This is a genomic window from Stenotrophomonas sp. Pemsol (genome assembly GCF_003586545.1).
Taxonomy (GTDB): Bacteria; Pseudomonadota; Gammaproteobacteria; order Xanthomonadales; family Xanthomonadaceae; genus Stenotrophomonas; species Stenotrophomonas sepilia.
Genome location: NZ_CP025780.1, coordinates 4,174,147 through 4,199,828, shown reverse-complemented (window position 1 = coordinate 4,199,828; position 25,682 = coordinate 4,174,147). Strand labels below are relative to the sequence as shown.

The 25,682-nt window shown below is 66.7% G+C and carries 23 protein-coding genes, 1 pseudogene and 1 riboswitch; of the genes and pseudogenes, 15 read left to right on the top strand and 9 right to left on the bottom strand.

The window, feature by feature from the left end:
* Positions 1-66: 66 nt before the first annotated feature.
* Positions 67-2,916 (bottom strand): pitrilysin family protein, encoded by a 2,850-nt coding sequence (locus PEM_RS19335; protein WP_111127451.1) that lies wholly within the window; start codon positions 2,914-2,916, stop codon positions 67-69.
* A 416-nt stretch (positions 2,917-3,332) separates the two neighbouring features.
* On the opposite strand from PEM_RS19335, the gene PEM_RS19330 reads away from it, so the two are divergent.
* Both PEM_RS19330 and PEM_RS19325 read left to right on the top strand, forming a co-directional pair.
* On the top strand, positions 3,333-3,809 hold the full coding sequence (locus PEM_RS19330) for a hypothetical protein (RefSeq protein ID WP_014035556.1): 477 nt from the start codon (positions 3,333-3,335) through the stop codon (positions 3,807-3,809).
* A gap of 69 nt (positions 3,810-3,878) precedes the next feature.
* A complete protein-coding gene (locus PEM_RS19325) occupies positions 3,879-4,358 on the top strand; it encodes a tRNA (cytidine(34)-2'-O)-methyltransferase (protein ID WP_111127455.1) in 480 nt (159 codons plus the stop codon).
* A 303-nt stretch (positions 4,359-4,661) separates the two neighbouring features.
* Here the strand turns inward: PEM_RS19325 and PEM_RS19320 are convergent, their stop codons facing one another.
* Complete coding sequence (locus PEM_RS19320) at positions 4,662-5,147, bottom strand: hypothetical protein (protein WP_111127158.1); 486 nt, start codon at positions 5,145-5,147, stop codon at positions 4,662-4,664.
* An 81-nt stretch (positions 5,148-5,228) separates the two neighbouring features.
* Positions 5,229-6,392 (bottom strand): acyl-CoA dehydrogenase family protein, encoded by a 1,164-nt coding sequence (locus PEM_RS19315; RefSeq protein ID WP_005420799.1) that lies wholly within the window; start codon positions 6,390-6,392, stop codon positions 5,229-5,231.
* Between the two features lie 302 nt (positions 6,393-6,694).
* On the opposite strand from PEM_RS19315, the gene PEM_RS19310 reads away from it, so the two are divergent.
* Positions 6,695-8,371, top strand: coding sequence for an electron transfer flavoprotein-ubiquinone oxidoreductase (locus PEM_RS19310; protein ID WP_095378416.1), 1,677 nt, complete (start codon positions 6,695-6,697; stop codon positions 8,369-8,371).
* A gap of 65 nt (positions 8,372-8,436) precedes the next feature.
* Positions 8,437-8,838 (top strand): c-type cytochrome, encoded by a 402-nt coding sequence (locus PEM_RS19305; RefSeq protein WP_053497753.1) that lies wholly within the window; start codon positions 8,437-8,439, stop codon positions 8,836-8,838.
* Here the strand turns inward: PEM_RS19305 and PEM_RS19300 are convergent.
* Positions 8,832-12,431 (bottom strand): transporter substrate-binding domain-containing protein, encoded by a 3,600-nt coding sequence (locus PEM_RS19300; protein WP_119706157.1) that lies wholly within the window; start codon positions 12,429-12,431, stop codon positions 8,832-8,834. The genes PEM_RS19305 and PEM_RS19300 overlap by 7 nt on opposite strands.
* Positions 12,432-12,506: 75 nt before the next feature.
* On the opposite strand from PEM_RS19300, the gene PEM_RS19295 reads away from it, so the two are divergent.
* From PEM_RS19295 to pnuC, 5 genes are all read left to right on the top strand, one after another.
* Entirely contained in the window at positions 12,507-13,145 is a 639-nt protein-coding gene (locus tag PEM_RS19295; RefSeq protein ID WP_005420808.1) for a response regulator transcription factor, read from the top strand.
* A 436-nt stretch (positions 13,146-13,581) separates the two neighbouring features.
* Positions 13,582-13,974, top strand: coding sequence for a glycine zipper 2TM domain-containing protein (locus PEM_RS19290; protein WP_111127162.1), 393 nt, complete (start codon positions 13,582-13,584; stop codon positions 13,972-13,974).
* A 128-nt stretch (positions 13,975-14,102) separates the two neighbouring features.
* Positions 14,103-15,227 (top strand): phosphotransferase, encoded by a 1,125-nt coding sequence (locus PEM_RS19285; protein ID WP_032954694.1) that lies wholly within the window; start codon positions 14,103-14,105, stop codon positions 15,225-15,227.
* Positions 15,228-15,325: 98 nt separating this feature from the next.
* Positions 15,326-15,421, top strand: a riboswitch (TPP riboswitch).
* Positions 15,422-15,491: 70 nt separating this feature from the next.
* On the top strand, positions 15,492-17,681 hold the full coding sequence (locus tag PEM_RS19280; protein ID WP_111127164.1) for a TonB-dependent siderophore receptor: 2,190 nt from the start codon (positions 15,492-15,494) through the stop codon (positions 17,679-17,681).
* 8 nt (positions 17,682-17,689) lie between these two features.
* A complete protein-coding gene (pnuC, locus tag PEM_RS19275; RefSeq protein ID WP_111127248.1) occupies positions 17,690-18,259 on the top strand; it encodes a nicotinamide riboside transporter PnuC in 570 nt (189 codons plus the stop codon).
* A gap of 59 nt (positions 18,260-18,318) precedes the next feature.
* On the opposite strand, the gene PEM_RS19270 is transcribed toward pnuC, so the two are convergent.
* The 4 genes from PEM_RS19270 to PEM_RS19255 all read right to left on the bottom strand — a co-directional run bounded on the left by PEM_RS19270 (position 18,319) and on the right by PEM_RS19255 (position 21,141).
* Positions 18,319-18,735 carry a hypothetical protein gene (locus PEM_RS19270; RefSeq protein ID WP_065195993.1) on the bottom strand — a complete coding sequence of 139 codons (417 nt, stop codon included), beginning with the start codon at positions 18,733-18,735 and terminating at the stop codon, positions 18,319-18,321.
* A gap of 86 nt (positions 18,736-18,821) precedes the next feature.
* Positions 18,822-19,796 carry a Dyp-type peroxidase gene (locus PEM_RS19265; protein ID WP_095378422.1) on the bottom strand — a complete coding sequence of 325 codons (975 nt, stop codon included), beginning with the start codon at positions 19,794-19,796 and terminating at the stop codon, positions 18,822-18,824.
* Between the two features lie 254 nt (positions 19,797-20,050).
* On the bottom strand, positions 20,051-20,374 hold the full coding sequence (gene yecR / locus PEM_RS19260; RefSeq protein WP_162911607.1) for a YecR family lipoprotein: 324 nt from the start codon (positions 20,372-20,374) through the stop codon (positions 20,051-20,053).
* Between the two features lie 191 nt (positions 20,375-20,565).
* Positions 20,566-21,141 (bottom strand): Ax21 family protein, encoded by a 576-nt coding sequence (locus tag PEM_RS19255; RefSeq protein ID WP_005411880.1) that lies wholly within the window; start codon positions 21,139-21,141, stop codon positions 20,566-20,568.
* 161 nt (positions 21,142-21,302) lie between these two features.
* Here PEM_RS19255 and PEM_RS19250 point away from each other — a divergent pair, with 161 nt between their 5' ends.
* The 3 genes from PEM_RS19250 (at position 21,303) to PEM_RS19240 (ending at position 23,628) form a co-directional block, all read left to right on the top strand.
* Positions 21,303-22,298 carry a DUF2268 domain-containing putative Zn-dependent protease gene (locus tag PEM_RS19250; protein ID WP_240431565.1) on the top strand — a complete coding sequence of 332 codons (996 nt, stop codon included), beginning with the start codon at positions 21,303-21,305 and terminating at the stop codon, positions 22,296-22,298.
* 212 nt (positions 22,299-22,510) lie between these two features.
* A complete protein-coding gene (locus PEM_RS19245) occupies positions 22,511-22,783 on the top strand; it encodes a hypothetical protein (protein ID WP_005420910.1) in 273 nt (90 codons plus the stop codon).
* A gap of 158 nt (positions 22,784-22,941) precedes the next feature.
* Positions 22,942-23,628: a L,D-transpeptidase gene (locus PEM_RS19240; protein WP_053497771.1), complete on the top strand. Its 687-nt coding sequence runs from the start codon at positions 22,942-22,944 to the stop codon at positions 23,626-23,628.
* A gap of 15 nt (positions 23,629-23,643) precedes the next feature.
* On the opposite strand, the gene arsH is transcribed toward PEM_RS19240, so the two are convergent.
* Positions 23,644-24,372 carry an arsenical resistance protein ArsH gene (arsH, locus tag PEM_RS19235; RefSeq protein ID WP_111127166.1) on the bottom strand — a complete coding sequence of 243 codons (729 nt, stop codon included), beginning with the start codon at positions 24,370-24,372 and terminating at the stop codon, positions 23,644-23,646.
* 17 nt (positions 24,373-24,389) lie between these two features.
* Here arsH and PEM_RS19230 point away from each other — a divergent pair, with 17 nt between their 5' ends.
* The 3 genes and pseudogenes from PEM_RS19230 to PEM_RS20530 all read left to right on the top strand — a co-directional run bounded on the left by PEM_RS19230 (position 24,390) and on the right by PEM_RS20530 (position 25,680).
* The gene (locus PEM_RS19230; protein WP_065178712.1) at positions 24,390-24,719 is read left to right on the top strand and encodes a metalloregulator ArsR/SmtB family transcription factor; all 330 of its coding nucleotides are present in this window, start codon (positions 24,390-24,392) and stop codon (positions 24,717-24,719) included.
* A gap of 1 nt (position 24,720) precedes the next feature.
* Positions 24,721-25,140 (top strand): annotated as a pseudogene (arsN2, locus tag PEM_RS20535) (arsenic resistance N-acetyltransferase ArsN2); the annotation flags it as partial.
* Between the two features lie 36 nt (positions 25,141-25,176).
* A complete protein-coding gene (locus tag PEM_RS20530; protein ID WP_065178735.1) occupies positions 25,177-25,680 on the top strand; it encodes an arsenate reductase ArsC in 504 nt (167 codons plus the stop codon).
* Positions 25,681-25,682: the final 2 nt, after the last annotated feature.

Genomic DNA, 25,682 nt, shown 5'->3' with positions numbered 1-25,682 from the left:
TTGCCGGCCAGCGGCCGGCACTACCCGGGGGGAGCCGGCCCGCCACATGGCGGGCCGGGTCTTGCCTTATTTCTTGACCGGGTTGCCTTCGGCGTCGATCACCGTCACCTCGCCCAGGTTCAGCGCGCGCACGGCCGCTTCGGTCTGCTTGAGGTCACCCACCACCACCCAGGTCAGGGCCTGCGGCTTGATCTCGGCGGCGGCCTGCTGCACCTGCGCCGGGGTCATCGCTTCGATCTCGGCCTTGCGCCGCAGCACGTAGTCGTCCGGGCGCTTGAACTGCACGATCGAACCGATGGTCGACGCCACCGCACTGGCGGTCTCGTAGGCACCGGGCAGGCTCAGGGTCTGGATGTTGCGGATGCGGTTGACCTCGGCAGCGGTGGCCGGCTTGCTGCCATCGGCGAACGCGGCGATTTCCTTGCGCATTTCCGCCAATGCCGGGCCGGTCTTGTCGATCTGCACCGGCGCGCTGGCCATCCACGGGCGCTGGCCCACCGAATTGACCGCGCTGCTGCGCGCACCGTACGACCAGTGCTTGTCCTCGCGCAGGTTCATGTTCAGGCGCGAGGTGAAGTCGCCGCCGATCACGCCGTTGGCGATGTCGAAGCGGGTCGAACTGGTGGCGCTGGAAGGTGCCACCACCTGGCCGGCGAACAGGTTGGCCTGTACCGCGCCCGGCTGGTCGATCAGGAACACGCGCGGGCCCTCCGGCAGCGCAACGTCGGTGGCCGCCTTCACCTGCGGGGCCTCGCCACTGGCCTTCCAGTCGCCCAGCTGCTTGTCCAGCAGCGGCACGATCTCGGCCAGGGTGGTGTCGCCGACCACGATCAGGGTGCCGTTCTGCGGGCGCAGCCAGTCGTGGTGGAAGTCGACCAGGTCCTCGCGGGTCAGGCCGTTGATCGCCGCCTCGTCACCGCTACCGGTAAACGGAATGGCATACGGGTGGCCCTTGCCATACAGCAGCGGGGGCAGCACGCGCATCGCCACCGCACCCGGGTTCACCTTCTCCTGCTGGATGCCAGCGATCCAGCTCGCCTTGACCCGGTCGATCTCGCCCTGCTCGAAGCGCGGTTCGCGCAGCAGGTCGCGGTACAGCGCCAGCGACGGTGCCAGGTTTTCCTTCAGTGCCGACAGGTCCACGCTCATCGAATCCAGGCCGGCCGAAGCATCCAGGCTGGCGCCCAGCGCATCCGCGGCGTCGGCGAAGGCCAGCGAGCCCAGCTTGCCGGCGCCTTCGGTCATCAGGCTCATGGTGAAGTTGGCGGTGCCCGGCTTGCGGCCCTGGTCGGCACTGAAGCCGCCCGGGAACTGGTAGCTGAACTGCACCACCGGAATCTCGTGGCGCTCGGCCAGGATCACTTGGGTGCCGTTCTTCAGCGTGGCACGCTGCAGCGCCGGGAACTTCAGCTGCGGGAACTCGCGGGTCTGCGGCACGCCGGCCTTGCGGTCGACCTGCTCGGGCAGGGTGCTGTACTTGGGGTCCACCGCCGGCACGGTGAACGGCTTCGGCGCCTGGCTCGGGTCTTCCTTCAGCGCCACGCGCTCACCCGGTGCGATCACCAGGGTGTGACTGCCCTTGTCCAGCCACTGCGCGCCCAGCCGGCTCAGATCAGCAGCACTGGCCTTCTCGATGTTGGCCAGCGAGGTACGGAAGCAGCCCGGGTCGCCGGTGAACACCGCACATTCTGCAAGGGCGTCGGCCTTGCCGCCGAAGCCACCGATGCGCTCGATGCCGCGGATGAAGCCTGCGCGGGCACCGGTCTTGGCACGCTCCAGTTCGGCCGCGGTCGGGCCCTGCTTGATCAGCCGGTCCAGTTCCTCGTCGATGATCTTCTCGACCTTGGCCGGGTCCTGGCCCTGCTTGACCGTCGCCATGATCACGAAGTTCGAGCCCAACTGCGAGGTCGACAGGCCCGACGCGATGCTGTCCACCAGCTTGTCCTGGTGCTGCAGGCGCTGGCTCAGGCGCGAAGACTTCGCACCGCCGAGCACCTGCGCGAACAACTGCAGCTGATCGACCTCGGTGGTGCCGACCTGCGGCACGTTCCAGGCGCGGTAGATGCGCGCCTGCGGCACCTTGTCGGTCATCGTCTCGCGCGTGTCGGCACTACGCTTGGCCACGTTCACCGCCGGCTGCGCCATGGTCGGGCCGGCCGGGATGCTGCCGAAGTACCTGGCGACCTTTTCCTTGGCGGTGGCCAGGTCGATGTCGCCGGCCAGCACCAGCACCGCATTGTTCGGGCCGTACCAGGTGCGGAACCAGGTCTTCACGTCATCCAGCGACGCCGCGTTCAGATCGTTCATCGACCCGATCACGCCGTGGTGGTACGGGTGGCCCACCGGGTACAGCGCCTTGTTGAGCTGGTCCCAGGCCTGGCCGTAGGGCTGGTTCTCGCCCTGGCGCTTCTCGTTCTGCACCACGCCACGCTGCTCGTCCAGCGCGGCCTGGTCGATCGCACCGACCAGATGGCCCATGCGGTCCGATTCCATCCACAGAGCCATGTCCAGCGCGGTGGTCGGCACGTTCTCGAAGTAATTGGTGCGGTCGGTGTTGGTGGTGCCGTTCTGGTTGGTGGCACCCACCTGCTTGAACGGCTCGAAGAACTCGCCATCGTGGTTTTCGCTGCCCTGGAACATCAGGTGTTCGAACAGGTGCGCAAAGCCGGTACGGCCAGCCGGCTCGTCCTTGCTGCCCACGTGGTACCAGACGTTGACCGCAACGATCGGCGCCTTGCGATCGGTATGCACGATCACGCGCAGGCCGTTGGGCAGGGTGAACTGCTCGTACGGGATATCGACCTTGGCCGGTGCCGCCGGCTTGGCGGCGAGCGCATGGGTGGGCGCGAGCGTGCCCAGGGCGGTGCTGAGAGCGACGGCCAGCAGTGCAGCGCGCGGGCGAAGGGCGAGAGACATATCCGGATCCTTGGTCACGAAGGTGAACCCCGATCCTAGCCTGCGCGCGCGGCGGCCGGAATCGGTCGCCAGTCACTGGGGGTGTTTGCCCAGATGACCATCCAGCCCGACGCCCAGGGGCGCTCTTGAAACGTCACAGACGCCGGCTGAAGGCGTCCGGACAGTGTCCGCGGCTTATCGAATGGACAGGTGTCCGCCCAGCGGACACTTTCGGGACCACATAAAAGCCTTTCAAATCAATAACTAAAAGTTGGCACGCGGATTGCTTGGTACTTCCTGCGCCAGGAAGGGCTTCAGACAAAAGCTGACTGAAGACTGAACAGATGCAGGAAATCGAAAATTTCTCTTGCATGCCCAGAACTGGTGTACTACCTTACTACCACACCACTGCTCACCAACACTAAACAGGCCCCGTCATGAACGCCAAGACCATTGCCATCGCCATCGCCCTGATCGCCGGCACCGCGGTTGTTTCGTCGGTGCAGGCCTCCGAATCCATCAAGACCCTGTCCACCGTGCAGGTTCGCCCGGCCGCCGACCAGCTGGCCCAGCAGGCCTGGGAACAGGCCAGCGGCATCCCGACCCTGGCCACCGTGGAAGTGCGCCCGAGCGCCGACCAGCTGGCCGAGCGCAACGGCTACGTCGCCGCCCCGGTCGCCGCCGCGATGCCGATCACCACGCTGGCCTCGGTGGAAGTGCGCCCGAGCCTGGAACAGCGCGTCGCCCTGGCCGCCGAACTGGAAGCCCAGCGCTACGCCGCCACCCTGGCTGCCGCTGCCACCAACGTCGCCAACTCGGTCATCGTCAACCTGCCGGCCCTGCAGGTGCGCCCGAGCGCCGCCGACCTGCAGGCCCTGGCCACCGAAACCGCCCAGGTCCTGCTGCGCCCGTAACCGGTGCCGCCCTGCCCCGTGCAGGGCGTGCGCCGTAAAGGCGGCGGTCGTCGCAGGTACACTGCGCCGATGAATGCCGCGCCCCAGTTCCACGTGATCCTGTTCCAACCGGAAATCCCGCCCAACACGGGCAATGTGATCCGGCTCTGCGCCAACACCGGCGCGCAGCTGCACCTGGTCGAGCCACTCGGCTTCGCACTGGAAGACAAGCAGCTCAAGCGCGCCGGCCTGGACTACCACGAGTACTCGCGCCTGCAGGTGCACCCCGACCTGGACACCGCGCTGGCGCGGATCGCACCAAAGCGGTTGTTCGCCCTGAGTACGCGTGCCAGCGTCCGCTATGACAGCGTGGCCTTCGAAGACGGTGATGCGTTCCTGTTCGGCCCGGAAAGCCGTGGCCTGCCGCAGGAGATGCTCGATGCCCTGCCCGATGGCCGCCGCCTGCGCCTGCCGATGCGGCCGGACAACCGCAGCCTCAATCTTTCCAACACCGTTGCGGTGGTGATGTACGAGGCGTGGCGGCAGCATGGGTTTGCCGGTGGGGCGTAGCGCCACGCGTCTCTCTTCTGCCTGATTGTTGCTGTGGCGGGCGCATGCGTTCATGGGCGTTACTTTTCTTTCCGCGCGGAAAGAAAAGTAACCAAAAGAAACGCGCCGCCGTCTGCGAGCTGGTGCTGCGCACCGGTACCCTGCGCTCCTCGGCCCGCCGGGGGACGGCGCGGAACTCGCTGCGCTCAGACACCCGCGCCTCTTCGCCCCCGCCGGACCTGCGGTGCTCGGCTCGCTTCAAGGCGGACCCGACAGCCGCGCAGTAGATCCATGCCATGCGTGGATGCGTTCCGCCTGGATCAATCAGGGGCGCGCGCCATCGCGTTGCCCGGAACGCGTGCGATTGCCCACAGAAGAAAACTCCAGGCCATCAATATCGGCATGCGCACCGCACATGCCCAAGCCCGTCACCGTCGGGTCGATCCCGCCGGATGAGACTCTCAGTACACCTGCATGTTTCTCGATAGCCACTGTGCCTGGTTCGGACTGATGAATCAGTTTTCCGCCTTCTGGCTTCATATGCAGCACGAAGGAGCAGACGTGCTGCATCGCCTGGGTACTGTGCAGCTCAACCGTATAGCCCAGTGATTCTTCGACAATCGACAGGCTGTCCCTGAACCCATCGCGGCAACTACGCCCGCTGCCCGGTTCGGTACACAGATCGCTCGCCTGCGAATAACTGCCTGCCCATGCCCCATCCCTGTTGCCTGCCCATGCCATCTGCAGCACGGAGGCTTGGAAGAGCAGCGGGAGGCACAACAGCTGCCTCACAGCGGAATTGTTCTTCATTCAGCTTGCATCTCCGGATAGGCGTCCCTTGCCGCCCACCCTACCCGCAATGCCGGCCAGCGGCCGGCACTACCGGTGCACTCAGAACGCGTTGATGCCGGTCAGTTCGCGGCCGATCACCAGCTGGTGCACGGTCTCGGTGCCTTCATAGGTGATCACCGATTCCAGGTTCAGCGCATGCCGGATCGCCACGTGCTCGGTGGTGATCCCAGCCCCACCGAGCAGATCGCGACACTCGCGGGCGATGTCGATCGCCATGCGGCAGTTGTTCCATTTGGCCAGGCTGACCTGCTGCGGTTGCAGCTGGCCGGCTTCCTTCAGCCGGCCCAGCTGCAGCGCCAGCAACTGCGCGGTGGTGATCCGGCGGGCCATCTCGGCCAGCTTGATCTGCGCGCTCTGCGTGGCGGCCAGCGGGCGACCGAACAGCACGCGCTCCTTGGCATAGCCAAGTGCTTCATCCAGGCAGGCAATCGCCGCACCGATCGGCCCCCAGCTGATGCCGTAACGGGCCTGGGTCAGGCAGCCCAGCGGCCCCTTCAGGCCCTTCACGTTCGGCAGGCGATGGCTGTCGGGCACGCGCACGTCATCGAAGAACAGCGCGCCGGTCAGCGACGCGCGCAGGCTCATCTTGTGCTTGATCTCCTGCGTCGTGAAGCCGGCCATGCCCTTTTCCAGCACGAAGCCCTGGATGCCGTCCTCGGTCTGCGCCCAGACGATGGCCAGGTCGGCCACCGGGCCGCTGGTGATCCACATCTTGCTGCCGCTGATGCGCCAGTCACTGCCGTCGCGCACCGCGCGGGTCTTCATGCTGGCCGGATCGGAACCGCCGTGCGCCTCGGTCAGGCCGAAGCAGCCGATCAGTTCGCCGCGCGCCATCGCCGGCAGCCACTGCTGGCGCTGTTCCTCGCTGCCATAGGCGTAGATCGGGTACATGCACAGCGAGCTCTGCACCGACACGAAGCTGCGCAGGCCCGAATCGCCGCGCTCCAGCTCCTGGCAGATCAGGCCATAGCTGACCGCGCCGAGGCCACCGCCGCCGTACTCGGCCGGCAGGGTCGCGCCCAGCAGGCCCAACGAGGCGATCTCAGGCACCAGTTCATCGGGGAAGCGGGCCTGGTCGAAGGCATCGCCGATGATCGGCAGCACGCGCTCGTTGGTGAAGCGGGCGACGCTCTCCTGCACTGCGCGCTCTTCCTCGTTGAGCAGGGAACGGACATCGAACAGATCGTACGGATGCAAAGCCATGGCACTCACACGCAGTCAGGACCCGGCCATTGTCGGTCATCCGCGCAGCGTTGGTGCACGGGTAGAGGCCGACCTTGGTCGGCGCTGGTATTTTCTGCCGGTGCCAACCAAGGTTGGCGACCACCGAAGCCGCGTTCGCTGCAATGCAGCAATCATGACGTGAACATCGTCGATCTAGCTCGATCACGCGCGGCCCGGTACCCTGACACATTCAAACAACCGTTTCGCCCGTGGCCGCACGCGCGATTCCCAGGCACCGCCGGTGGCCCCGATGCCGGCCCTACCCACGAGTCATGCAATCGATGAGCGCTGAAGCCAACGCCCTGCCCCCGCGTGAAGTAATGGAGTTCGACGTGGTGATCGTCGGCGCCGGCCCCGCCGGCCTGGCCACCGCGATCCGCCTGCGCCAGCGCGCGCTCGAAGCCGGCCGCGAGCTGTCGGTGTGCGTGCTGGAGAAGGGCTCCGAACCGGGCGCGCACGTGCTGTCCGGCGCGGTGATGGATCCGCGCGCGCTGACCGAGCTGTTCCCGGACTGGGCCGAGCGCGGCGCACCGCTGAAGCAGAAGGTCACCCGCGACGAATTCCTGTTCCTCAGCGAGACCGGCGCGCGCAGCACCCCCAATGCGCTGCTGCCGGAGTGCTTCCACAACGAAGGCAACTACATCATCAGCCTGGGCGAAGTGACCCGCTGGCTGGCGCAGCAGGCCGAGGCGCTGGAGGTTGCGATCTTCCCGGGCTTCGCCGCTGCAGAAGTGCTGTACGGCGACAACGGCGAGGTGATCGGCGTGGCCACCGGCGACATGGGCATCGAGAAGGACGGCAGCATCGGTCCGGCCTTCGAGCGTGGGATGGCGCTGCACGCCAAGTACACGATCTTCGCCGAAGGTGCGCGCGGCCACCTCGGTCGCCAGCTGATCGCCCGCTACAAACTGGACGAAGGCAAGGACCCGCAGGCCTACGGCATCGGCATCAAGGAGCTGTGGCAGATCGACCCGGCCAGGCATGAGCCGGGCCTGGTGGTGCATGCGGCTGGCTGGCCGCTGGACAGCGACACCTACGGCGGCGCGTTCCTGTACCACGCCGACGGCGGCAAGGTCGCCATTGGTTACGTGGTCGGCCTGGACTACAAGAACCCGTGGCTGAGCCCGTTCGAGGAGTTCCAGCGTTTCAAGACCCATCCCTCCATCCGCAAGCACCTGGAGGGCGGCACCCGCATCGGTTACGGCGCGCGTGCGATCACCGCCGGCGGCCTGCTGTCGCTGCCGAAGACGGTGTTCCCCGGGGGGGCGCTGGTCGGCTGCGAGGCCGGCTACCTCAACGCCAGCCGCATCAAGGGCAGCCATGCCGCGATCAAGACCGGCATGCTGTGCGCCGACGCCGCGTTCGACGCGCTGGCCGCCGATCGCCAGCACGATGAACTGAGCGCCTACCCGAAGGCGTTTGAAGCCAGCTGGCTGTTCACCGAACTGCAGCAGGCCAAGAACTTCAAGCAGTGGTTCAAGAAGGGCCAGACCGTTGCCACGCTGATGACCGGCGTGGAGCAGTGGCTGCTGCCGAAGCTGGGCGTGCGCAACCCGCCGTGGACCCTGCACCGCACCCAGCCGGACCACGCCTGCCTGGAGCCGGCGTCGCAGCACACCCGCATCGCCTACCCCAAGCCCGATGGCGTGCTGACCTTCGATCGTCTCAGCTCGGTGTTCCTGAGCAGCACCAACCACGACGAGAACCAGCCCAGCCACCTGACGCTGAAGGATCCGAGCATTCCGGTGAAGGTGAACCTGGCCGAGTACGCCGGTCCCGAAGCCCGTTACTGCCCGGCCGGCGTGTACGAGTTCGTCGGCGACGCCGGCGACGCGCGCCTGCAGATCAACGCGCAGAACTGCGTGCACTGCAAGACCTGCGACATCAAGGATCCGACCCAGAACATCGTCTGGGTGACCCCGCAGGGCGGCGGCGGCCCGAACTACTCGGGCATGTGATCGCCCCGGGCTGCGACCGCGTGTCGCAGCCCGGCCGCTCCACCGCACCGCTATCCTGCCCGCCCATGCGTGCCTCCCGCCTGCTCACCACCGTTGCCGTGGCCCTGCTTGCCACGGCCTGCCAGCGCCCGCCTGCGGCGCCGGCGACGCCCGAACAGGCCCGCCAGCAGGCCATGCAGCGCGCGTTCGAACTGTGCGCCGGCTGCCACACCGTGCAGCCTGGCGGCATCCACCGCTTCGGCCCCAACCTGCACGGCGTGATCGGCCGTCGCGCCGGCAGCCTGCCCGATTACGGCTATTCCGACGGCATGCGCCGCGCCGACATCACCTGGAGCGCGCAGACCCTGGACGCGTTCCTGCAGTCGCCCACCCACGTGGTGCCCGGCACGCGCATGTACAACGCCTTTCCCAGCGCCGAACGCCGCGCGCTGGTGATCGCCTACCTGCAACAGCAGTCGGCTCAGTGAGCCAGTCGCTGCAGCTGATGCTGCAGCCGTGCCACGAACGCCGTTACAGCGGCGAGTACCGGTCCCGGATCGGCCTCGGTCGCATCCTGCAGGCGCTCGACCAGCGCGTTGGCCTGCCCGGCCAGTGCGCTTGCCCCGATCGCCCCCAGACCGCCCGCCTGGCGATGCAGGTGGAGCGCCGCAGTCTCGCGGTCACCGGCCCGCACGGCGCGCTGCACCGCCGCCAGATCACTTTCACTGGCCTGCAACAGGCTGTCGCGCAGCTGCTCGGCCACGGCGCGCGAGCCATAGCGCTGCTGCAGGGTGGCCAGATCAGGCAGCACTTCAGCGTCGTCGGCGGCAGTCTCCTGCACCGGCGCATCGAATGACTGGCCCTGTGCCTGCGGCAGCCAGCGCAGCAGCGCGGTGCGCAGCGTGGCCAGCGACAGCGGCTTGGCCAGCACCTCGTCCATGCCGGCTTCGCGGCAGCGGCGCGCATCGTCGTCCAGCACGCTGGCGGTCAGCGCCAGCACCGTCAGCCGCGGCTGGCCGGTACGGCCCTCGCGCTCGCGCAACAGGCGGGTGAAACCGAAGCCGTCGAGTACCGGCATGCGGCAGTCGGTAATGACCAGGTCGAAGGCCTCCGATGACAAGCGGTCCAGTGCCTGCTGGCCATCGCCCAGCAGCACATGAGGTACGCCCAGCTGCTGCAGCCGCCACGCCATCATCGCCTGGTTGGTCGGGTGGTCCTCGATCACCAGCACGCGTGCCTCGCGCAGCGCCAGCGGCAGCAGCGCCGCCTGCTCCTGCTCCGCAACCAGCGCTTCAACGTCACCCCTGCCTGCCTCCACCAGCGCCAGCCGCACCTCGGCGCGGGTGCCCTCGCCCAGCGTGCTGTGCAGCTCCAGCTCGCCGCCCATCATCTGCACCAGGCGCTGGCAGATGCTCAGGCCGAGGCCGGTACCACCATGGTCGCGCTGGATGTAGGCACCGGCCTGGGTGAACGGCGCAAACAGGTGCTGCAGCTGTTCCGGTGCGATTCCGATGCCGGTGTCGGTGACGCTCAGGCACAGCGGCTGGCTGCCATCGTCGGCGGTCGGGCCCAGTACCTCCAGCTGCAGCCGCACTTCGCCGCGCGCAGTGAACTTGATGGCATTGCTGAGCAGGTTGAACACGATCTGGCGCAGGCGCACGCCATCCACTTCGTGCGCTGCCGCCAGCTGAGGGTCGATCTGCACATGCAGCTCCAGCCCGCGTGCACTGGCCTGCGCCGACATCAACCGGCACACGCTTTCCAGCAGCGGCCGCAGCGGTTGCGGTACCGGCTCCAGGCGCAGTGCACCCGCTTCCAGCCGCGAGTAATCGAGGATGTCGTCGAGGATCTGCCGCAGCATCTGCGCCGAATCCTCGATCACGCCGAGGATGCGCTGCTGCTCGCTGTCCAACGGTGAGTGTGCCAGCACCTCCAGCATGCCCAGCACGCCGCTCATCGGCGTACGTATCTCGTGGCTCATCGTGGCCAGGAAACGCGATTTGGCCTCAGCGGCCTGCTCGGCGTCCGCCTTCGCCGCCGCCAGTGCATCGGCCTGCATCCGCGCCTCGCTTACATCCACCCAGTACCCGCTCCAGATCACCGCGCCTTCTTCGGCGGCGTAGGGATGGGCCTGGCTGCGCACCCAGCGCACGCCTTCCCCGTCGCTGCGCAGGCGGAACTCCAGGATCAACGGCGCGAACTGGTGCGCGGCCTGCTCGATGGAATGCAGGATGCGCGCGCGGTCCTCCTGCTCGACGCGTTCCAGCAACACCCTCGCATCCTGTTCGGCCTGCTGACGGGTGATACCGAACAACGCAGGCAGGTCACCGGCGATGAACGGGAAGCTCAGCGTGCCATCGGCATCGCGACGGGCCTGGTAGACCACCGCCGGCAGGTTGTCGGTCACCTCGGCCAGGCGCTGCTCCAGCTGGCGGCGTCCTGCCACCTCACGGCGCAGCCGCCAATGGCCCACGCCATGCACCAGCAGTGCGGTCAGCAGCACCATCAGCACGGGCACGCCCCACCGCAGCAGATTGCTCCAGTCGACCCCATTGCGGTACTCCACCGCCAGCCAGGCGCTGCGCAACGCCTCGCGCTTGCGTGGGGTCATCTGCAGCAGCAGGCGATCGAAGGTCGTGGCCAGGGCCGCATGGCGGCGATCCACCGCCAGCGCCAGCTGGTCGTTGAAACCGGCCGGAGCCGCGACCTGCATCCGCCCCGGGAAACGGCTGCGCAGCAGGTGATCGACCACGGCAAGGTTGCCCACATAGGCATCGGCTTCACCCTCAAGCAGGCGCTGCAGCGCCTGCTCGGCACTCCGCGCAGCAATGATCCGGGCCTGCGGCGCCTGTTGCTGCACATAGCCACGCACGCGCTCCGGGTCGGACAGCAGCACGCGCTTGCCCTGCAGGTCGGCCAGGCCCAGCAGCGATTCGCCATCGCTCCTGACCACAATCACGTTCGGCACGCTGATGAAGGGCTGGCTGAACACCCAGTCCGGGCCCAGGTAGCGCGAATCAACGGGTATGCCCATCACCGCCTGCAGTTCACCGCGGCGGGCCTTCTCACGCACCTCGTACCAGTCGTGGCTGTTCTCGACCTTCAGGTTGGCGCCGGCCTGCATCAGGCGCTGCAGGTACTCGCTGGCCAGGCCACTGGGCCGGCCATCCTCGCCGGTGAACGACAGGGGCGCGGCATTCGGCGCGAAACCGATCATCAGCGGCTGCTCCAGCACACGCTTCTCGGCCTGGCTCAGCGCCAGCTGCGCCGATGCCGACCAGTGCGGCGGTGACAACCAGCGTTGTGCGAGGGCATCGCGCTGGGCCTGGCTGGTCGCGGCCAGCGCCAGGTCCAGGGCTTCGGCCAGGGGTTGCTTGCTGTTGGGAATGCCGAAGTGCAACCGTTCGGGGGGCAGGTCGCTCGGCCGCAACAGCGCCACGCCCTGCAGGCGCCGGCTGGCAATCAGCTCGGTGGCGACGAAGGCATTGCCGATGTAGACGTCCGCTTTGTCGTCTATGACCATCTGCAATGCGCTCAACGTGTCGTTTGCGACAAGCTGGCGGGCACGCGGGAATCGGGCGCGCACCTGCGGACCGGTCAGGAAGTCCTGTTCGATCACCACCCTCAGCCCATCCAGGTCCGGCATGTCGGAGGCACGCAGGTCATCGGGCCGGCCCACCAGAGCGAGCGGCGCCTCACTGTAGGCCGCGGTATAGACCATGCAGCGGGTGCGGTCGGCACTGAGGCCGACATTCATCACCACGTCGATTTCGCCACGACATGCCGCATCCAGCACGGATGTCCAGTCCGGATAGCGGCGCGCCTCGACCTTCACACCGAGCTGGCGAGCAAGATGCGACAGGTAGTCCGGTCCCAGTCCGACCTGCTCGCCATCACGGAGGGACTCGAAGGGCGGCCAGCCGCTGTCATACTGCCCGACAACGATGGTCGGATGCGCCACCAGGTATTCGCGCTGCAACGGGCTGAGCGGCAGCAGGCCAGGGGCCGGCTGTGCCTGGGCCACGGGCAGCGCCAGCACCGCCAGCAGCAGGAGCAGCCCGCGAACAGCCCACCTACGCATCTGCGTCGATCTCCTAGAATCCTGCCAGGGACCGCGATGGTCGCGGTCCGGCGTGCCCGATGGCCATACTAGAGCATGAGCTTGCGCATCATCATCGCAGACGATCACCCCGTGGTCCGTATCGGTACCCGCGCCGTCATCGAGTCGAGCGGCGTCGGCCGCGTGGTCGGCGAGGCCGACAGCGCGCAGGCGCTGATGACCCTGCTCGCCAGCCAGCCCTGTGACCTGCTGGTCACCGACTACTCCATGCCGGGCAGCCCGCAGGCCGACGGCTTCGCCATGATCGGCATGATCCGCCGCCGCCATCCCGACCTGCCGGTGCTGATGCTCAGCGTCTCCAGCAACCTGGCGATCCTGCGCATGGTGCTCGACAGCGGCGTGCTCGGCCTGGTCGACAAGAGTTCGTCGATGGACGAACTGCCACAGGCCATCCAGTCGGTCTACCGCGGCCAGCCCTACATCAGCCGCAGCCTGCGCGAGCGGGTGGAAGCGGCCGGCAGCTGGCGCATGCGCGAGGGCGACGGCAAGCCGCTGTCCCCGCGCGAGGTGGAGGTGCTGCGCTTGCTCGGCACCGGCATGACGGTAAAGGAGATTTCGCTGCTGCTGCACAAGAGCGTCAGCACCATCAGCCGGCAGAAAGGCGATGCGATGCTCAAGCTGGGGCTGAAGGGCGATGCCGAATTGTTCGACTATCTGCGTGACGGGAAAATCTGAGACGCGATTCACATAATCGCACCGGCAACAATGCGAGGTCGAAGGAATCGACCGGCGCATGTCCGGCCGCCAGCGGGCAGAGCCTGGCGCTTCGCAGCGGTGCGGTGCAGAGCGCGCCTGACGTGCTGCAGCCGCAGCAGGAGACCCCGCAGGAGCAGGCGCGGCAGGCCCAGAAAGCGATGGGCGTCGGACATGCCAACGCCCTGGCAGAGAAGGGAGGGGCCACCTCCGCGGCCCTTTTCCTTTCCGCCAGCTGAGCGGCCGCAGCCGCTTTCAGCCTTGCTTCATGCCGCCTGCCGCTAGATGAATGCGCAAGCCGCTCGGTGCACCAGGCAATGTTCCGGCAATGTTGGAACGCCAGCGTGGACATCACGGCAGCCGGGGCGCCCCGCGCCCTCCCTGCCCAGCGTGGCATGCACCTCACAGGAGAACGAACATGCTCAGTACTTCCACACTCAGCTTCCGTGGTCTGGCGATGGCTCTGGCACTGGTTGCCGGTGTCGCCGTGGTCAGCGATGCCAGCGCGATGTCGAGGAAGGACAAGCGCACCCTGGTCGGCGCCGTGGTCGGTGGCGTGGCCGGCAACCTGCTCTCCAACGGCGACCCTGCGGCCACCGTCGGCGGTGCCGTGGCCGGTGGCGCAATCGGCAATCTGACCACCTCCGACCGCCGCGACCGTCGCTATTACGACAATCGCTACGACCGCCGTTATGATCGTGGCTACTACCGCAGCGGCTACTACAACCGTGGCGACGACCGCCGCTGGCAGCGCGAGCGTTACTACGACAACCGCTACTACCACGACCGCGATCGCCATCGCGGCTGGTAAGCGGCACGGCGGCGTTACCCTGCCGATGGTAGAAACGGGCGGGTCGATGACCCGCCCGTTTGCGTTGGCCGCGCGCATGGCGTTGAATGCGCAGCCTTGGATGTGACTTTCCCCTCTCGGGCTGCGGCATGACGTCTACCTCCCACCGCGTGCAGGGCCTCAACAACGACGAGGTCGCTGCCGACTGGCCACCGATCAGCGCGGCGGACATCGCGTGGTTGCGGCAGTGCTATCCGCAGCTGGACAGCGGCAGCCAACCGCGCTGGCACAGCCCGCGACCGCTGTCGGCTGCCGCCATCGTCGATGGCACGCGCGGCGCGGTATTCATCAAGCGCCATCACCACAGCGTGCGCAACGCGGCCTGCCTGGAAGAAGAACACCGCTTCATCGCCCATCTCGACGCTGCTGGCGTGCCGGTGACGCAGGTGCTGGCAGCGACCGATGGTCACACCGCGGTCGAACACGGTGACTGGACGTTTGAACTGCACGACGTCGGCGCAGGCGATGACCTGTACCGCGACGCGGTGTCGTGGTCGCTGCTGACCGATGTCGCGCAGGCCCACGAAGCCGGACGCGCACTCGCACAGCTGCATCGCGCCGCCGCCAGCTACCACGCGCCCCAGCGCAGCACCCATCTGCTGGTGGCGCGCGACGACCTGATCCGCGCCGACGATCCGATCGCCGCAATCAAGGCAGGTCTGCACGCGCGCCCCGGCCTGGCCCGCTATCTCGCGCGCATTCCGTGGGAAGCACAGCTGCGGCGTGACGTGCTGCCGTGGCACACGGGACTGGCCGAGCGCCTGCGCGACGAACCACGGCTGTGGGCGCACAACGACTGGCATGTCTCCAACCTGCTGTGGCGCGACGGGCAGGTCAGCACCGTGCTGGATTTCGGCCTGGCCTCGCCCACCAGTGCACTGTTCGACCTGGCTACCGCAATCGAGCGCAACGCCGTGGCATGGCTGGAGCTGGAGCGCGGCATGGAGGCGGTGCGCATCGATATCGCGCTGGCGTTGCTCGATGGCTACCGCCAGGTGCTGCCGCTGTCGGCGGCACGCGTCCACCTGCTGGCCGACCTGCTGCCGATGGTGCATTTCGACTTCGCACTGTCCGAAGTGGAGTATTTCGAGGGCGTCACAGGCTCGACCGCCAATGCCGATGTGGCGTGGCAGCCCTTCATGCTCGGCCATCCGGCGTGGTTCCATACCGCCCCGGGGCAGGCACTGCTGCAGGCCCTGCACGCCGCCGCGTGATCCGGTTGACGCAGCGTTGGGGTCAGATCCCTTTCCGCAGGAAGGGGATCTGACCCTGGGTGGCGCTCGCAAATCCGTACCATTTGTAGTGAAATGATCACCTGAAGCGGGGGTGCCTGGATCTGCCAGGCTGAGAGAGTCCCTTGGAACCTGATCCGGTTTGCACCGGCGTAGGGAGCTTTGAGCCGCAGCCACACCCCCGTCATGGGCCGGTGCACCTGCGCGCCGTCGCTTCGTCTCCCTTGTTGTCCGAAGACGAACCGAATGAACCGCTGCCTGCGCCCCACCCTGCTCTCCCTCGCACTCTGCGCCGCGCTGCCGCTGCACGCCAGCGAGGCCGAAGCGTCCCCCGATGCGGCTGCCACCGGCGCCGAGCGCTCGCCGACCGAACTGGCGGCGGTGCGCGTGCAGGCCGGCAAACCGAAGGCCGATACCTCGCGCGTGAATGCCTTCGGTGGCGGCAGCTGGAAGGACACGCCCGCGTCGATGAACGTGCTCGAGCGCGATTACCTCGACCGCCGCCAGGTACGTTCGCTGTCCGAGCTGGCCAGCAACGATGCCTCGCTGGGTGATGCCTACGCGCCGGTGGGCTACTACCAGAACATCGCCATCCGAGGCTTCGCACTGGACGCGGCCACCGGCTACCGCTTCAACGGGCTGTCCATCGCCGGCGAACAACGCCTGGCGCTGGAGAACGTGCAGTCGGTGGAGATCCTCAAGGGTGAAGCCGGCCTGGCGGCAGGCGTGATGGCGCCGGGCGGGATCATCAACTACATCGGCAAGCGCCCGGCCGAAGTGCGCACCGCCACGCTCGGTACCGATTCGGAAGGCTCGCGCTACGTCGCCGTCGATGTCGGCCACTGGATCACCCCGCGCTTCGGCCTGCGCCTGAATGCCGCATGGGATTCCAGCAATTCCTACGTCGAGCACGCCGATGGCCGCCGCAACTTCTACTCGCTGGCCGCCGACTGGCTGATCGGCGAGCGCGGCAAGCTGGAAGTGGATGCCAACTACCAGACCAGCTCGCAGCGCTCGGTGTCCGGCTACCAGCTGCTGGGTGCGCGTGACCTGCCGCGCGGTGTCGACCGCGAGCATCTGCTCGGCTACCAGCCGTGGCAGCGCCCGGTGGATATCGCCAGCACCAACATCACCGCGCTGCACACCTACGACTTCAATGAGGCCTGGCAGTCGCGCGTCTCGGTGGGCCATAGCCGCTCGGTGATCGATGACAACGTCGCCTTCGCCTACGGCTGCTACTACGCCACGCAGTGCGCCGACGGCAGCGTGCCGGGCAATTATTTCGCGCCGAACGGCGACTATGACGTCTACGACTACCGCAGCCCGGACGACACCCGCCGCAACCAGCAGGCCCGTGCCGAACTGCGTGGCCGCTTCGAGACCGGCAGCGTCGGCCACCAGCTGACCCTCGGTGCCGACTACTTCCGCCGCACCGTGGACAGGCGCCCGAGCGTCAACGAGTACGTCGGCACCAGCAACATCCACGACGCACCGGTGCCGGTGTTCGCGCCATCGCCGAAGATGCCGGGCCCATCCGCACGACGCCTGGACAGCCGCCAGACCGCGTTCCTCGCGCTGGACCGGATGAGCTTCGGTGACGACTGGCAGTGGCTGGCCGGTGGACGCTTCGTCCGCCTGGACGAGCGCGCCTATGACAAGCGCGGCACCCCGCAACGCCACAGTCGCTTGTCGCGTTTCCTGCCACAGACCGCCGTGGTGTGGAAAGCCACCGACCAGCTCAACGCCTACGCCAGTTACGTGCGCGGCATTTCGCTGGGCCAGGAAGCGCCGTTCTGGACCAGCAATGCCGATACCTTCCTGCCGTCGGTGCAGTCGCGGCAGCTGGAAGTGGGCCTGAAGTACGTGCCGGTCGAGGCGCTGGCGCTGGGCGCAGCCGTGTTCCGCATTTCGCAGCCGTACCAGTACGCCAAGCCGGACAACAGCGACGTGGGCTACACCTTCGTCGAGGAAGGCACGCAGACCCACACCGGGCTGGAGCTGACCGCCAACGGTCAGCTGACGGATGCATTGCAGATCGTGGCCAGCGCCAGCGTGCTGCAGGCGCGTGCGCGCGACACCGGCACGCCAGCCTATGAAGGCCATCAGCTGGTGAACGTGCCGAAGGTACGCGCCAGCGTGCACGTGGCCTACGCGCTGCCGTTCGTGCGGGGCCTGGACGTGACCGGCGGCTGGCGCTATGCCGGTGCCAACGTGGCACGTGCCGACGGCGGCGTGCGCGCACCGGACTATTCGGTATTCGATGCCGGCCTGCGCTTCCAGCATCGCCTGCACGAGCGCGCGGTGACCTGGAACCTGTCAGTGGACAACCTGTTCAACCGCTTCTACTGGCGTGATACCGGCAGCAGCGGCGGTGACTACTACCTGTTCCCCGGTGCACCACGACAGGCCCGCCTGTCGGTGACGTTCGCGCTGTGAGCAGCGTGATGCTCGAGTGGAGCGCAGCGCTGTGCAGCATCCTCGGCGTCTGGCTGATGGCCCGCCGCCGGTTGTCTGCATGGCCGGTGGGCCTGCTGTCGGTCACGCTGTATGGCCTGGTGTTCACCGAGGCCAAGCTGTACTCGGACACCCTGCTGCAGGTCGCCTTCGGTGGCTTCCTGGTCTATGGCTGGCTCAACTGGCGCCAGCACGCCGCCGATGAGGGCAGCATCCGCATCGTGCCGCTGGCGCGCGGCAAGCTCTTGCGTGACCTGGCCATCGGCCTGTGCGGCGGCGTGATGCTGGGCGCCGGGATGCACACCTTCACCGATGCCGCGCTGCCGTGGCTGGACGCGATGCTGACCGCACTGAGCCTGGTCGGCCAGTGGTGGCAGGCACGCCGCCACGTCGCCTGCTGGTGGGTATGGATCGCCGTGGACGTGGTCTATGTGGGTGCGTACCTGTTCAAGTCGCTGCATGTGACCGCCGCGCTGTACGTGTTCTTCCTCGGCCTGGCCGTGTTCGGCCTGCGCGCATGGAGCGCGGCCGCGCGCGAGCCGCAGGTGGCAACGCAGTAGAGCCACGCCATGCGTGGCTGTTGCGGGCAATCGGCGCGCCATCCACGCATGGCGTGGATCTACGGGCTCAGGGCCAAACCCAGACGCAGCGGCTGGCGCATGTCGGCCGGTGGGGCCGCCTGCAACGGCGCAGCCTGCAGCGTCGCGCGCAGGTCGGCATCGACCTGGGCATCACCCAGGCTGTCGAATTCCAGTTTCGAAATGCGGCCGTCCGCGGCGATCCACAGGCTTACCGGTAGCGGCGTCGGTGTGTCCGGATGTGCCTGCAGCCATTCCAGCACGCGCTGCGCCTGCGGGTCCTGCTCCTGCTGCAGGCGCTGCTGCAGTTGGCCACCCACGGCGGTGGCGTAGGCCATCCAGTGTGCGGGAGCCTCCTGCGCGGAAACGCTGGCACTCCCCAGTGCCAATGCCCCGAACAACGCGGCAAGTGGCCGCCACCAGCGGCGTACGCCGGTCCTGTTCCCTGCCATGACCATCGCCAGCCTCCTGCACTCCCATCCAGCGCGCCATGGTCGGCGCCATAGATGACAGGCAGATGGCGGGCCGTGATGGCCCGGCGCGATCACTCGCCCAGGTCAGCCAGCACCTTGCGCGACGGCGCGAAGAAGGTCACGCCGGTGGTGGCGGTGGAGAAGTCGAGGATGCGGTCGTGCAGCGGCGCGGGATTGCCGATGAACATGCGCTCGAGCATCTTCTCGATCACCCACAGGCGGCGCGTGTAGCCGATGAAGTAGGTGCCGTACTCGCCACGGCCCGGGTTGGCGAACGGCATGTTGTCACGCAGGATTTCGTGCTCGCCATCGGCGTCTTCGATGGTGCACAGCGTCTTGTGCGACTTCTGCGCATCGGCCGGCGCATCGTCCAGCTCGATGTTGTCGTGCTTGGTGCGGCCGATGATCGCCTCCTGCGCCTCGGTCTTCTGCGCGCGCCAGGCATCGAGGTTGTGCAGGTACTTCTGCACCACCACGTAGCTGCCGCCGGCATGCTCCGGGTCTTCATCGCCAACAATGGTGGCTTCCGGCAGCGACAGTCCTTCCGGGTTGGCGGTGCCGTCGACGAAGTCGAGCAGGTCGCGGCCATCGAAGTAGCGGAAGCCGGCCACGTCATCGACCGCTTCGACCGCATCACCGAAGGCCATCAGCAGGTTGCGCTCGAACGCCACGATCAGGTCCATCGTACGTGCGCGGATGTGGTACAGCAGGTCACCAGGCGTGGACACAGCGGTGTGGGTCGCGCCCTTGATCTCGCGGAACGGCTTCAGCTCGCGTGGCGGCGTGGACCCTACCAGCGGCTGCCACACGCGATGGCCAATGGCCACGTTGCAGGTGAAGGTGCGCTCGATCTCGCGGATGGCGGTGTTCTTGATCAGATCGTCGGTACTGGCCAGCACCTCGCGCGCCTTGGCGATCGACGCCACGTCGTCCTTCACCTTCAGCACCAGGAACGCCGCCGAATGGGTGAGTGGCGCGGTGATCTGCTGCGGCTCGTTGTCGAGCGTGTGGTTGAGGGCGGTGATCGGTGCGGGCTGGGAATTCACGGCAGTTCCTGCTGGCTTGAGGCGGGTGCATCGTCAATGGCGACGTGCCGGGATCATAGCGGAACCGCCTGACCGGCGACGGAGCAGTTCTCGTTCCGTCCTGCGCGCAGCACCGTGCATTCCTGCGCTACATGGAACTGCTGCGGCCCACTCCGGGCGATACGCTGGCAGCGACCGCTTGGCAGACCGCGTTCGCGCAGCCAGTCGAACACCTCGTCGGGGCACCCCCATGCCCTGCGGCAAACGATACGACGTCACTGTGAAACCGCGGCACTGCACTGCAAGGGCATGGTGAACTGCCACCGCTTGCACTTGCCGAAACGGCTGCGCCCATCGCACGCACGCTCGATCTCACCGTTCAGTTCGGCAGCGGGAAGGCCCCAGGTTGCACACTGGCGCGTTGCGGTCTGTTCGGCCGCCTGCCGGTTGGCTGGTGTCAGTTCGGGCGTCTTGCTCACCAGGGTCAGCACAACCCGGCCTTCCGAACGGTTGGCGCCTTTCAGATTCCATTCGGCGCTCGAACGCGCCTGCGCCGTTCCCAGCAGCAGCAGTGCTGCCACAGCGGTGATCGCCTTCATCTTCATCATGTCCCTTGATCGTGATTGCGCTGGAATCCGCCGCGCCAGGCTCTGCAGGACCGCCCTGCGGCCCTGCACTCTACCGGATGCACAGAAAAGAAGAAGCCCGGCGCGAGGCCGGGCTTCGGTTGGCGTGTGGGAGAGAGAGAGAGTCACACGCCAGCACAACACGCTCTAACGACAGGCGTTTGTTACCAGGTGAAGCGCGGGCCCACGAACCACTCGCGGTCGCCGGCCTTGGCCAGCTTCACTTCGCCACTCAGGCCCCAGTTCTGGTTGAACTTGGCGGTGGCGCCGACGCGGCCGTAGAACTCGCCGTCCGGGTTGATGCCGTGCTTCTTGGTGTAGTCCTCGTAGCCGGCCATCACGTAGCCTTCCACGTACGGGTTGAACGCGGTACGCACGCCGACTTCGGTCGAGTAGCCGTTGAAGTCCAGGCCGTGCTTCATGTCGAACTTCTGGTACGCGACACGGGCCACCAGGTCGGTGTTCGGTGCGATGCCGTAGTTGTAGCCGGCACCGATGCGCCACTGGTCGACGTCGTTCTTGAACTTGTCGGTCTCCTGCGCGCTGTAGTCGCCGAAGATGTGGAAGTTCGGGTGCACCGCCACGGAACCCTTCACCTTCCAGCCATCGGCGTCGCCGCCCTTGGCATCGGTGTTCACGTAGCCGCCTTCAACGTAGTTGTACGACAGGCCATCGGTTGCCGATGCAGCGAACGGCAGGGCAGCCAGAAGACCCAGGGCGAGCAGCGAATTCTTGTTCATCGGGACACACCTTTAATTATTTTGGTTTCGTCGGCCGCCTCCCGGGAGGGGGAGAGAGAGGAGGCGGTCGACAGGTGTGAATTATCCGTTAGGGGGTCTAATCGACCCTGAATATTGAACTGACTGGTGTATAAATAAGGCTGGCGTTCAGGGAACTCCTCATGCCGCACGCATCCATCGCGTCACTGCTGTTTCCGCTTCATGCCCGGCGCACAGTGCGGGCTTTGCTGCTCTTCGCCCTGCCGATGATGCTGCAGGTAGCCAACGCAGCCGAACGTACCCGCCCTTCCGGGCGCATCGTGATTCAGACCGACGATGTCGCGCGCTTCTTCAGCGTGCTGGATGCAAGCGGAGGGAAGCCAAGTGCCGACGATCTGCAGCGCGGCTATCTGCATGCGGGTACGGATGCACTACGCAGCTTCACTGACAGCCGTATCGGCTCGATGGATCGTCTTGCAGATGCGATCCAGCACAAACCTGCGCTGTTTGCCAAAGCCCGTACCTGTGCGACGGCGCTGCCGGAGATCCGCGAGCGGGTTGCCAAGGCACTCGATCGGTTGGGCACGCTGCTTCCCTCCGCACGTTTTCCGCCGGTCACCGTGCTGGTGGGTCGGGGAAACAGCGGCGGTGTCACCACGCCCGACGGCGTGGTGATCGGACTGGAGGCGCTGTGCAACGCCGACTGGATGCAGCCCGACATCGGCGATCGTTTCGTGCACCTGATCGCCCATGAGTACGTGCACGTGCAGCAGCCCGGTGCGAGCGTCGATGTCGCGCAGCCCACCCTGCTCTATCAGACGTTGCTTGAAGGCGGCGCCGAGTACGTGGGCGAACTGATCTCGGGGCAACCGGCCAACGCGCATCTGCGTCGTTGGACGCAGGGCCGCGAATGCGCCCTGGAACGCCAGTTCGCCCGGGAAAGCGCCGGTACTGATCTGACGCAATGGCTCTACAACGGAGCCGGCGACGAAACGCGCCGCGGCGATCTTGGCTACTGGATCGGCTACCGCATTGCCGCTGACTACGTTGCCCGCGCCGATGATAAAGCTGGTGCCGTCGCCGCGCTGCTAGCGGTGCGTCCGGAAAGCGCGCCGGCACTGCTTGCCGCAAGTGAATGGCGCCCGGCGTGTGGGCCAGTGGAAAACGGGAAGGAATGAGGCCGTCTTCAGGCTGATGAATTGGGCGATTCGAGCAACCGCAAGGCCATCGCCTCTGTGCACATCAGCTCGCCTGATCTCACTCGTTAAGCTTTGCTGATGAATACATTTCACAATCCTTCCACGTCTTCCAATTTCAGCTGAAAGCGCTTGTCAGCGTGGGGAACAAACGCCGCTATATTCCAGCTTCCCCAGACGAAGGAGGGAGTGCAATGAACCTGAACCCGCAACACATGAAGACGGCCCGCGCACTTGCTGTCGCGCTCATCGCCACCGTGAGCCTTGGCGCTTGTGCCACCTACAAGGACGAGTTCGCAACCATCAACTCGCGCCTCGATCAGCTCGATGTAAAGGTGCAGGGCGCTGCACAGAGTGCCGAGTCCGCCAACCAGTCGGCACAGCAGGCCAACCAGCGCCTGGACCAGATCGAAGGCCGCGTGCAGCAGCTTGAAAGGGCACCCGTCGGACGCAAGCCGCGCGGCTGATCGCTCCCTCACTGTTTGAATTGATCCACCTGTGTATCGGGAACCAGTGGCCCTCGCCGGCCACTGGCGTCCTTCCACCTCAGATCTGCATTGCCAGGAGCCGTCCCATTCGTACCTCCTCCTCCCCTGCACACCGCGCCCTGCACGCCACTCTGGCCGTGGCACTGGCCGTTGCATGCAGCGGCGTAGCCAACGCCAGGGACAAGGACGCACCCGCACCACCGGCAGCCGCCGTTGATGAACTTCCGCCCGACCAGAGCGTCTCCGAAACAGTGATCGAGCTGGCCGGCTGGGTGGTCGCCAGCAAGGACAATCAGGGTTATCCGTTCGCGATCATGGACAAGGCCGCCGCGCAGGTCCTGGTCTTCGGCGGCGACGGCAAGCTGCGCGGCGCCGCGCCGGCACTGTTCGGTTCGGCCATCGGCGATCATTCCGCACCCGGCGTCGCCAAGCTTGCCCTGAGCGCGATTCCCGGCCACGACCGCACCACGCCTGCGGGCCGCTTCATTGGCGCCTATGGCCCCTCCGACGATGCCGGGCGCGTGCTGTGGGTTGACTACGATTCCGCCGTGTCGATGCATCCGCTGCCACCGGGCAGCCCGAAGGAAAAGCGCGCCGAACGACTGGCGACGCCGACGCCGGACGACAACCGCGTCACCCACGGCTGCATCAACGTTTCGCCCGGCTTCTACGAACAGATCGTGCAATCCACGTTCCAGAAGGGCGGCGTGTTCTACATCCTGCCGGACAAGGATTCGATCGCAAAGACCTTCCCCGCGTTCGCGCAGAGCCGTGGCGATGCAAAGGACGAGAACAGCAAGGGCGCGCAGCGCGCGAGCAGGTAGCGCGCGTGCTGGAACTCAGGAAGCGGTAGCCCCTGCAGCCTGCGCCAATGCCGCGGCGTGCGCGTCGCCCTTGCGCTCGCTGTAGCGGTCCACCAGGTAGTCCGACCGGCCCCGCGTCAGCAGCGTGAACTTCACCAGTTCTTCCATCACGTCCACCACCCGATCGTAGTACGGCGAGGGTTTCATCCGGCCGTCGTCATCGAATTCCTGCCAGGCCTTGGCCACCGACGACTGGTTGGGGATGGTCAGCATGCGCATCCAGCGGCCGAGCACGCGCAACGTGTTGACGGTGTTGAACGACTGCGAGCCGCCACTCACCTGCATCACCGCCAGCGTCCTGCCCTGCGTGGGCCGCACGCTGCCATCTTCCAGCGGCAACCAGTCGATCTGGTTCTTGAACACGCCGGTGACCGTGCCATGCCGCTCGGGGCTGACCCAGACCTGCCCTTCCGACCACTGTGACCATTCGCGCAGTCGCTGCACTTCGGGGTGATTCCTGTCCACGCTGTCCAGCATCGGCAGCGCATGCGGATCGAACACCCGGGTTTCGCACCCCAAGTGGCGCAGCAGCCGCTCGGCTTCCAGCGCAAGCTTGCGGCTGAACGACTGGGGCCGCAGCGAGCCGTAGAGCAGGAGAATGCGTGGCGGCCCCAGATCTGCCGCGGCGAGCTGGTGATGATTGGGCTGGGGCAATGACGATTCCAGCAGGTTGGGCAGGTCCAGGCTTGTGATTGGCTCATTCATTCGACTATTCTAGAAATATGGAAACATCTAATGCAATCACCGCCCTGACCGCCCTCGGCCATGCCACCCGCCTGGCTGCCTTCCGACTGCTGGTGGAGGCGGGCCCGGCAGGGCGCATGGCGGGCGACATCGCCACGGCCCTGCAGGTACCCCCAGCCACGCTCAGCTTCCACCTGAAGGAGCTGGTGCAGGCCGGGCTGGTGGAGAGCGAAAGCCAAGGCCGCCACGTCTGCTACCGCGCCAACTTCGATGCGATGAACGGCTTGGTCCAGTACCTGACGCACAACTGCTGCGCGGGCTCCCCGGATGAGCGGTGCACGGTGAACGAACCGGCATGCAGGTGCTGAGATGAAACCCGATCCGATGATTCGTACCGGCACACGCGACGACCTGTCCTACATCCGGGACCTTCTGCAGCAGGCGCAGTTGCCCGTGGCCGATCTGGAAAGCAGCGAGGTGGCGTTTCTCGTCGCAGACCTCGACGGCGTTCCCGTGGGTGCCGTTGGATTGCAGATCTTCGGCGCGTCGGCCCTGCTTCGCTCGCTGGTGGTGTCCGACGACCGACGCAATACCGGCCTTGGGCGCGCGTTGCTGTCAGCGGCCGAGGACATGGCCCGCCGCATGCAGGTCTGGGAACTGGTGCTGCTGACGACGTCGGCAGGCCCGTGGTTTGCGCGGCACGGCTATGCCGGATGCGATCGCGCGCAGATAGCGGAGGCGATCCGCAGCTCTGCCGAGTTCACTAGTCTCTGCCCGGCCAGCGCGCTGTGCATGTCCAAGCCACTCACTGACCACGGAAGCCACATGACCCGCAATGTCTTGTTCCTCTGCACCGGCAACAGCGCGCGCAGCGTGCTGGCTGAAGCCACCCTGCGCGCCTGGGGCGGCGATCACTTCAGCGCATTCAGTGCGGGCAGCCAGCCCACTGGCCAGATCAATCCCTTCGCGCTCGCCCAGTTGCAGGCCGAAGGAATGCCCATTGAAGGGCTGCGCAGCAAGTCGTGGGATGAGTTCGTGGACGCAGCCCCGATGGACCTGGTGATCACCGTGTGTGACGCGGCCGCTGCCGAAGCCTGCCCTGTGGTGTTCGGTGACTTCATCCGCAGCCACTGGGGCCTGCCTGATCCGGCCGCCGTGGCAGGCAGCGATGCCGACAAGGCCGCAGCCTTCGCACTGGCCCATGCCATCGTGAAAACGCGCCTGCGTGCGCTGCTCGCACTGCCCGAATCGGTGTGGTCTGAACGCGAAGCGCTGCAGCACGCGCTGGACCGGATCGGCCAGCTGCTGCCGACCGACGGCGCGCAGTGACG